3 protein-coding genes are annotated in these 8,017 nt (G+C 69.7%); 1 reads left to right on the forward strand and 2 read right to left on the reverse strand.

Annotated features, from left to right (window positions below):
* Nucleotides 1-120: 120 nt before the first annotated feature.
* Both ACFV3E_RS36560 and ACFV3E_RS36565 read right to left on the reverse strand, forming a co-directional pair.
* Nucleotides 121-2,373, reverse strand: a complete 2,253-nt coding sequence (locus ACFV3E_RS36560; protein ID WP_500539248.1) for an MMPL family transporter — start codon at nt 2,371-2,373, stop codon at nt 121-123.
* Between the two features lie 104 nt (nt 2,374-2,477).
* On the reverse strand, nt 2,478-7,262 hold the full coding sequence (locus tag ACFV3E_RS36565; protein ID WP_500539250.1) for an aminotransferase class I/II-fold pyridoxal phosphate-dependent enzyme: 4,785 nt from the start codon (nt 7,260-7,262) through the stop codon (nt 2,478-2,480).
* 459 nt (nt 7,263-7,721) lie between these two features.
* Here ACFV3E_RS36565 and ACFV3E_RS36570 point away from each other — a divergent pair.
* Nucleotides 7,722-8,017, forward strand: a 296-nt coding sequence (locus ACFV3E_RS36570; RefSeq protein WP_500539252.1) for a hypothetical protein, incomplete at its 3' end; no start/stop codon positions are given.

Here is an 8,017-nt window from a genome sequence, read left to right on the forward strand (position 1 = left end):
TCCGCAGACTCCCCCATTGGCGGCTGGGTGCGTTGCCCACGGAGCGGGGCTCGGAGGCGTGCAGGTTGCCTGGCGATGCCTCATGAGGCCTCGAGGCATCGCCCTTTGCCGACAGGACGGTCAGTGGCCGGAGGCCATCTCGATCCTGCGAGTCAGCCTTTTCACGGAATCCGGGGCCCACCAGGCCCGGGGGCCGGCCAGCCGGAAGAACACCGGGACCAGCACTCCGCGGATCAGCACGGCGTCCAGGAGGATCGCGATGCCGGTGCCAAGACCGAAGAACTTGGCCAGGGAGACTCCGGACAGGGCGATGGCGAAGAAGGAGACGGCCAGCAGACCCGCGGCAGCGCTGATGAGGGGGCCGCTTTCGCCGAGGCCGGCGCGGACCGACAGTTCAGTGGGGTCTCCGGCGATGTGCCGTTCCTTGATACGGGACAGAAGGAAGATCTCGTAGTCCATGGACAGTGCGTACGCCACGCACACCAGGAGTACCGGCATCGTGATGGCCAGCGGCGACGGGGTGAAGCCGAGGAGACCGGACAGATGACCGTCGTTGAAGATCCACACCATCGCACCGACGACTGCCGCCAGCCCGAGGGCATTGAGCAGAACCGCCTTGACCGGCAGGAGCACGCTGCCGGTGGCCAGCAGAAGCAGCACCAGGGTGATCAGCGCGGTCAGGCCGAGTGCCCAAGGCAGCCCATCGGCCAACGCGTCCGTTGTATCGACCAGTTGCGCGGCCAGTCCCGCGATGTACACCTCCCGATGACCGGGCACCGGGACCGCGCGCACCCTCTCGGCCAGTTGGCTGCCCTGAGGGGAGTAGGGCACGACACGGGTGTGCAGGTCGAGCCGTACGCTCCGATCGTTGCGCAGGGCCACCGCCGCGCTGTCCGCCCCTGGGGTCACGGCTTGTGGCCTGCCGTGGACGAAGCGGCCGGCAGGGCTGTCCACCCGGTCGACACCGGGCACAAGGGAGAGCGTCCGGGCGTACGTGGCCATGTCGGTTCCCGAGGGGTCCCGGTCCCATGCCCGCGCCACCGCGCTGATCGTGTCACCGCCGGCGCTGTCGGCAAAGCCCGTACGCAGTGCCTCGGCCGCCTGTCGGCTCTCGGTGTTCTTTGGCAGGGCGCGTTCGTCCGGGATGCCGAACTGCGCGTGGCCCAGCGGCAGGGCGAGCACCAGCAGCCCGATGGTCGCCAGCAAGCCCCACAACGCGGGGCGGCGCATCGAGCCCCCGGCAATGCGGCCCCACAGCCGGCGCTCGGGAGCGACCTGCTCGGCGCGCGTCGGCAGCACGCGCCACTTGTCGACCCGCTTCCCCAACAGCAGGAGCATGGCGGGCAGCGGTCCCAGCGCGCCCAAAACCGTGATCGCCACGGTCGCCACGCCCGCGAACGCGAACGACCGCAGGAAGTACAGAGGGAAGACCAGCAATGTGAGCAGCACGCTGGCCACGATCGCGGCGCTGAAGACCACTGTGCGGCCCGCTGTACGCAGGGTGCGCAGCAACGCCGCCATGTCGTCGCCGTCGATGGCGCGTTCCTGTCGGTAGCGGGCCACGATCAGCAGGCTGTAGTCCACCGCGAGACCGAGACCAAGGGCGGTGATCAGATTGGTGGAGAACACCGAGACCGAGGTCAGCTGGGCCAGGCACCACAGCACCGCCATCGCCCCGACGATGGCCGACACCCCGACGGCCAGTGGCAGCAGCGCCGCGACGACACCTCGGAAGACCAGGACCAGCAGCAACAACGTCAGCGGAATTGCCACCGACTCGGCGAGCTTGAGGTCCTGCTCGGTCCGGTCGTTGAGATCGTTGTTGATCTGGGTGATGCCGCCGAAGCGCACCTCGACGTCATTGCGCTCTCCGGCGAGGCTGGTGTGGAGGTCCTTGGCCTTGCGGTCGGCGGCATCCTGGTCGCCGGCGACGGTGACCGCGGTCAGGCCCACCGCACCGTCGGCCGAGCGGAGCGCCGGGTCGGGGGTTCGGTAGTACGAGGCCACGATGTGCACGCCGCGCTCACGGGACAACTTCTCGAGCAGGGAGCGTCCGGCACGGGTGGACGCCGTACTGTCCGCGTCCCCGCCCTTGTCCCGTACGAGCACGAACAGGTTGGGCTGTGCAGCGGGGAACTTGTCCCGAAGCAACCCCGTGGCCGCGGCGGAATCCGATGACGGATCGTCGAATCCACCGGTTTTCAGTACGTCGAGCGTGCCGCCCGCGACGATCCCGGCCAGGACGACGAGGAACAGCCAGGCCGTGAGGACAGCGCGAGGGCGGCGCAGCGGCAGTGGAAGGCGCGCCGGCCGGCCCGGGGGCGACGTGCTGCCGGACGTCTCACCGGACGTGATGGTCGCTGTCCCCGTCATGGCCTCGGGGGACGATACTGGGGGAGGCTTCACCGGAGACTGCTCCTCGATTCGCGTGTGGACTTCTCGGTCGGGGCGTCCGCGTGTCCGGGGACGCCGGGAGTTCAGCTGTTCAACGAGTGACAGTGGGAAGCGAGTACGGACACGGAGGACTCGATCTGCTGCGCGGTGTGCTCGCTGGTGACGAAGAACCGGAGCCGCGTCAACTCCTCCGCCACTGCCGGATGAAGAATCGGGTTGACGCTGATCCCCGCGTCGAACAGCGCTGCCGACAGGCGGAGGGCCTTGGAGGAGTCCTTGACGATGGCGGGGATGACCGGCGAACCGAAGCTGTCGCCTGTGTCGATCCCGGCCTGCCGGGCCAGTTGCAGGAAGTGATCCGCGTTCTCACGCAACCGCTGCAGCCGCTCCGGCTCCTCACGCAAGACCCGGAGTGCGGCGAGTGAGGCTGCCGCATTCGCCGGGGTCATGCCCACGCTGTAGACGAACCCGGGAACGGAGGCCTTGAGGTAGTCGACGACGCGTGCCGTACCGGCCACGTAGCCGCCGCAGCCCGCCAGAGATTTCGACAATGTGCCCGACCACAGGTCCACGGCCGAGCGGTCCACGGCGAAGTGATCGCCGACTCCGCCGCCGCGGGGCCCCACAACGCCGATGCTGTGCGCCTCGTCGATCATCACCATGGCACCGTGCCGCTGCTTGACCTCGATGAGGGCCGGCAGGTCGACGATGTCGCCATCCATGCTGTAGACGCCCTCGACCACGATCAGGACACGGCGGTAGTGGTGCCTGATCCTCCCGAGCATCACGTCGAGCGCCGCCATGTCGTTGTGCGGGAAGGGGCGGCGCCTTGCCCCGGAGAGGTTGCAGCCCTGCAGGATGCTGTCGTGCGCGAGGCCGTCGTGCAGGATCAGGTCGTCGGGGCCCATGAGGTGGCCGATCACGCTCACGTTGGTGGCGTGCCCACTGACGAGCGCGATGGCCGCTTCGCAACCGTTCAGCGCGGCGAGTTCCGACTCCAGCTCGCGGTGCAGTGGCCGGTCGCCGGACAGGAAACGGCTCGCCGAAACCGATGTACCGTATCGATCGACGGCCTCCTTGACAGCCGCTGCGACCTTCGGGTGGCCGGACAGGCCGAGGTAGTTGTATCCGGAGAAGGAGATCAACTCCCGGCCCTCGATCCGGGTGGTGTCCCGCAGCGTGCCTTCGTGCAGCAGGAAGTACGGGCTGCGTCCGATGGAGGCCCGGCGTCCCTCCATCTCAAGGAGTTCGGGGAAGTCCTCGATACGGCTCTCGGTCCGCACCGCCGCCGCCGGGACCGGATCGGCCACGGCCACCCCGCCCTCGGCGGCGAACTGCGAATGCCCGTGCGGCAACGCCGTCGCAGCGCACTCGACAGCGACGCGGCCATTCGACAAGGTACTCACGGCACCCTCGGCGCGGGCCGGGAAGGCCGCCGCGGACAGGACGGCAGTCGCGATCGGGGCCCCCCGATCCACCTTGAGCAGTTCGGCCATCGCCTCGACCGCCTGGGCGATGGTGGGCTGCCGGGGAATGAATCCCTCCGTGACGCTCTCGGCGACCTCCGGGAAGGCCCGCCGAAGCCGCACCAGCAGCTCGGTGGTCATCAGGGAGTCGAAGCCCAGCTCTTGGACGATGTTCAGCTCATCCGTCAACTGCTCCACGGGGAAGGCGCTGACGGCTGACAACTCGGCGTACACACGAGCGCGCACCCGCTCGAAATCCGCCCCGGCGGCCGGCTCACGGGCGTCACGGCGTTCGACCGCGGGCAGGCTGAGCACGTCCATGCCGGCGGCCCACTGCTGGATGAGCGGCGGGGCCGCGGCGGGCGAGGCCGCCGGGCGATCCACGACGGGCGCGGCCGTGCCGAAGGTCTGCAACAGGTTCAGCTGCTCCCTCAGCAGCGTCACGACCTCATGCATCACGGAATCCTTGTGATCGGGGGAACTCGGAGGAGGGGCAGCGGCAGGGGGCGCCTGGGCCGCCCCTTCGCGGTGCGGCTCGGGCAGCGCGGCGGGAGCCTTGTTCGTCAGGACGTCCGGAGTCCGGCCAGGTCCCGTGGCGGGGGGCTGGAGCTCCCCCTCTTCGGCCCCCAGACCGGGGACGGTGGGCGGGGCCGGGCGCCGTGAGGCGACGCGGGGGTACCAGTACGACTTCGTCGCCAGGGGGGAAGGCGGCAGCGTCACCAGTGGCGTCCCCTCCGGTACGAGCCCCGCGGCGTCGATGTCGACCCCGAGCACGGCGAGCTCGCCGAGCGTGGCGAGGAAGGTGCGAGCCTGGTCGGAACCGTCCGCGGTCAGGGCCATGCACCGGACCGCGCTCGGCTCCGGAACGCTGTGCCGTACGGCACCGAGCAGCCCGCTGCCCCCGCAGACCTGCACGAACACCCTCGCGCCGGCCTCGTACGCGGCGCGAGCGGCGTCGCCGAAGCGGACAGGGGCACTGGCATGGCGGCCCCACAGCTCCCGCAGCACGGCAGGGTCGTCCTCGGCCGCGCCACTCACCGATGAGACGAATCCGTACCGGGGGCGGGTGATCGTACGGGTCGCGAGGTCCGCCGCGAGGTCGTCGAGGGCGGGATCGAGAAGTGGGGAGTGGAAACCGTTGGAGACCCGCAGGGGCGTGGCCGCCAGGCCCGCCTCCGCACAGCGCCGCGCCAGCTCCTCCAGCTCCGTCGCCGTACCGCTGTACACGACCTGGCGGGGGTGGATGAAGCAGGCGGCCCATGTCTCCTCCAGCCCCTGCGTCACACTGGCCGCCTCGTCCTGCGAGGCTCGGATGGCGAGCATGCCGCCACGTCGGACCGACTCGGCGCTGCGCATGCGGGCGCCGCGTGCCAGGAGCAGCCGCAGGCACTCGGATTCGTCCAGCGCACCGGCATGGACCGCGGCGGGGAACTCCCCCACGCTGTGGCCGAAGGTGACGGCCGGGACGGCGCCGAGAGACCCCGCGAAGCGTGCGAGCGCCACGCCGAACGCACCGAGCACCGGCTGGCAGACGTCCGTGCCGGTGAGCCGCTCCTGTCCTTCCGGGGTAAGGCTGGCCGGCCCGTACACCGAGTCCAGCAGCGAGATCCCGTTCTCCGAGACGGCCAGCGCGTCCAAGGCATCGACGGTGGAGCGCAGGGCGGGGAAGCGCTCATACAGGTCCCGCACCATCCCCGGCTGCTGGCTGCCCTGTCCGGGGAAGACGAAGGCGATCGTGCGCTCCGAGGCCGGCAGCGGTGCGACGGCCGAGTACACGCCCTCGTCCAGCGCGCCCACCCTTCCTTGGGCGAGAGCGGACCGGGCCTGCTGCACCCGCGTCCGCAATTCCGCGTGGCTGCCGGCGACGACGGCGAGCCGGGCCGGGAGCAGCCGCCTGCTCGCCAGGGTCCGCGCGATGGCGCTCAGCGGCATGTCGGGGGCGTCCTGCAGGGTCTCCAGAACATGGACGAGGTGGGACTCCAGCCGGTCCACGCTGCCGGCGGAGAAGAGGAAGAGCTGCGGCTCCTCGTCCTGCGTCCCGGGCGCCTCGTCCGGCTGCTTCCGGCCGGCGGTCCGGCGCCCGGCGGCCGACGGCTCGACTCCGTGCACCCGCGCGCCGGACTCCGGCGCCTCCTCCAGTACGGCGTGCACATTGGTGCCGCCGAAGCCGAAGTTGCTCACCCCTGCGCGACGCGGTTGTCCCCCGGAATGCTCCCAGGGCTCAACAGCTCGCGGAATCCGCAGTCTCGACTCCGCAAGATCCTCCGGACGAACGGGATCGGTCTCCGGCATGGGCACGATCGTGCGGTGGTGCAGTTCCAACGCACTCTTGATCAGGGAAGCGGCACCGGAGGCCCCCAGGGAGTGGCCGATCAGCGACTTCACCGACGACAGGCAGGCGGTACCGTCCCAGTCGCCCTCGGCCTCCCCTCGAAGCCCGATGATCGCGTCCAGCTCGGTGGCATCCCCGACCACCGTGGCGGTGCCGTGTGCCTCGAAGACCCCAATCGATCGGGGGGAGCATCCGGCATCCGCATAGGCGCGGCGCAGCGCCGTCATCTGGCCGTCACGGCTCGGCGTCATCGGACCCTCCGCCGCCGCCCCGTCGTTACTTGCGCCGATGCCCTGGATCACCGCGTAGACCCGGTCGCCGGCGGCCAACGCGTCCCGAAGCGGACGCAGCACGACCACCCCGACACCTTCGCCCAGGACGAAACCGTCGGCCTCCCGGTCGAAAGGCCTGCACACACCGGCCGCCGAGATCGCACCCACCTTCGAGAAGGCCAGGAGCGAGCGCGGCTCCAGCGTGAGATAGGCACCGCCCACCAACGCCACACGGCACTCTCCGGTGGCCAGATGGCTCAGGGCCTGGTGCAGCGCGACCAAGGTCGCAGAGCACGCGGCATCGACCGTGAAACTGGGTCCGCGCAGGTCGAAGAACCGGCTCACGTTCGCCGCCGCCATGTTGAGCAAGGCGCCCGGAACGGAGGACGGCTGCATGGTGACGACGTCGGGCACGAGTTCCATGTACTCGCTGATGCCCAGGCCGAAGAACACTCCGGCCGACTGGCGGTCGAACTCCTGTCGCTCCCATCCGGCGTCCTGCAGCGCCTCACGGGATGCGTCCAGGAGCAGGCGGTGCTGCGGGTCCAATCCCTGCACCCGGCGTGGCGACATCCGGTAGTGACGGGCATCGAACTGATCGACGGCGGCGATCGGAGCGACAATGTCCGTGTATGTTCCGGCACGGGCGCGCCTGTCCTGCGGGGTGTGAAAGGGTGCATGATCCCAGCGTTCGGGAGGCACCACTCGGAACTGGCGTTCACCCTTGCGGAGCATCCGCCAATATTCGGGGAGATTGCGGGCTGCCGGAAACCTGCAACCCATGCCGACGATGGCCACGTTACGCAACGCAACTCCCAATGCCGATAGGCCAGATGAAACGAAAATCCCTCGATGCGCTCTCGGTGGATCCACGTGGTGCGGAGCGGATGGCCCGGCAGGGCGGCTGTGTGCCGTATCCCTGCCCGACCGGGTGAGCAAACTGCCCCAGGCTCCGCGTTTCTAATGCTGTGACAGATTCGGACCGGGCGCCCGTCAGAAGATCCGTTTGAGTTACGGCACCACCTGGACCGTCCCCCGCGGACAGCGGCGACTCCGCCGTTCCGGTCCTGGATCCCCGTTCCGGGACTTTCGACACGCGCTCGCCGTGGAATCGGGTGCACCGCATGGCGCGCAGTCGCCGTAGTCCATGTGGGGGAAACCCTGGTGACACCGTATCGGGGCCGACCTGGACATCGTTGCCAAGAAAGGGAACAGGGGGTTTCGGAACCCCTGGCCCGTCCGAGAGGAACGGTGCAGGTGCAGAAGATCAGGAGGGCCACACTGCTGGCCCTGGCAGTGGGCGGCCTGTCATTCGGGGGATCCGAGTTCGCCTCGGCCGACAGCGGCGGCGCCACCGCCGCCGGCGGCTTCGGCGCGGTGGGAAGCCTGCTGCAGCAGAACACCGCTCAAGAGCGCAGGCAGAACAACAACTGCGCCAACCCGAACGCCGCGTTTGTGCAACCGGGGCTGTTGGGCGGGCCTACGCAGACCCGCTGCGGGACCGGCGACGCCTCCTTCAACAGGCACACCGTGAACCACGGGGGCGGCAGCCA

The organism is Streptomyces sp. NPDC059718, from assembly GCF_042733315.1.
Taxonomy (GTDB): domain Bacteria; phylum Actinomycetota; class Actinomycetes; order Streptomycetales; family Streptomycetaceae; genus Actinacidiphila.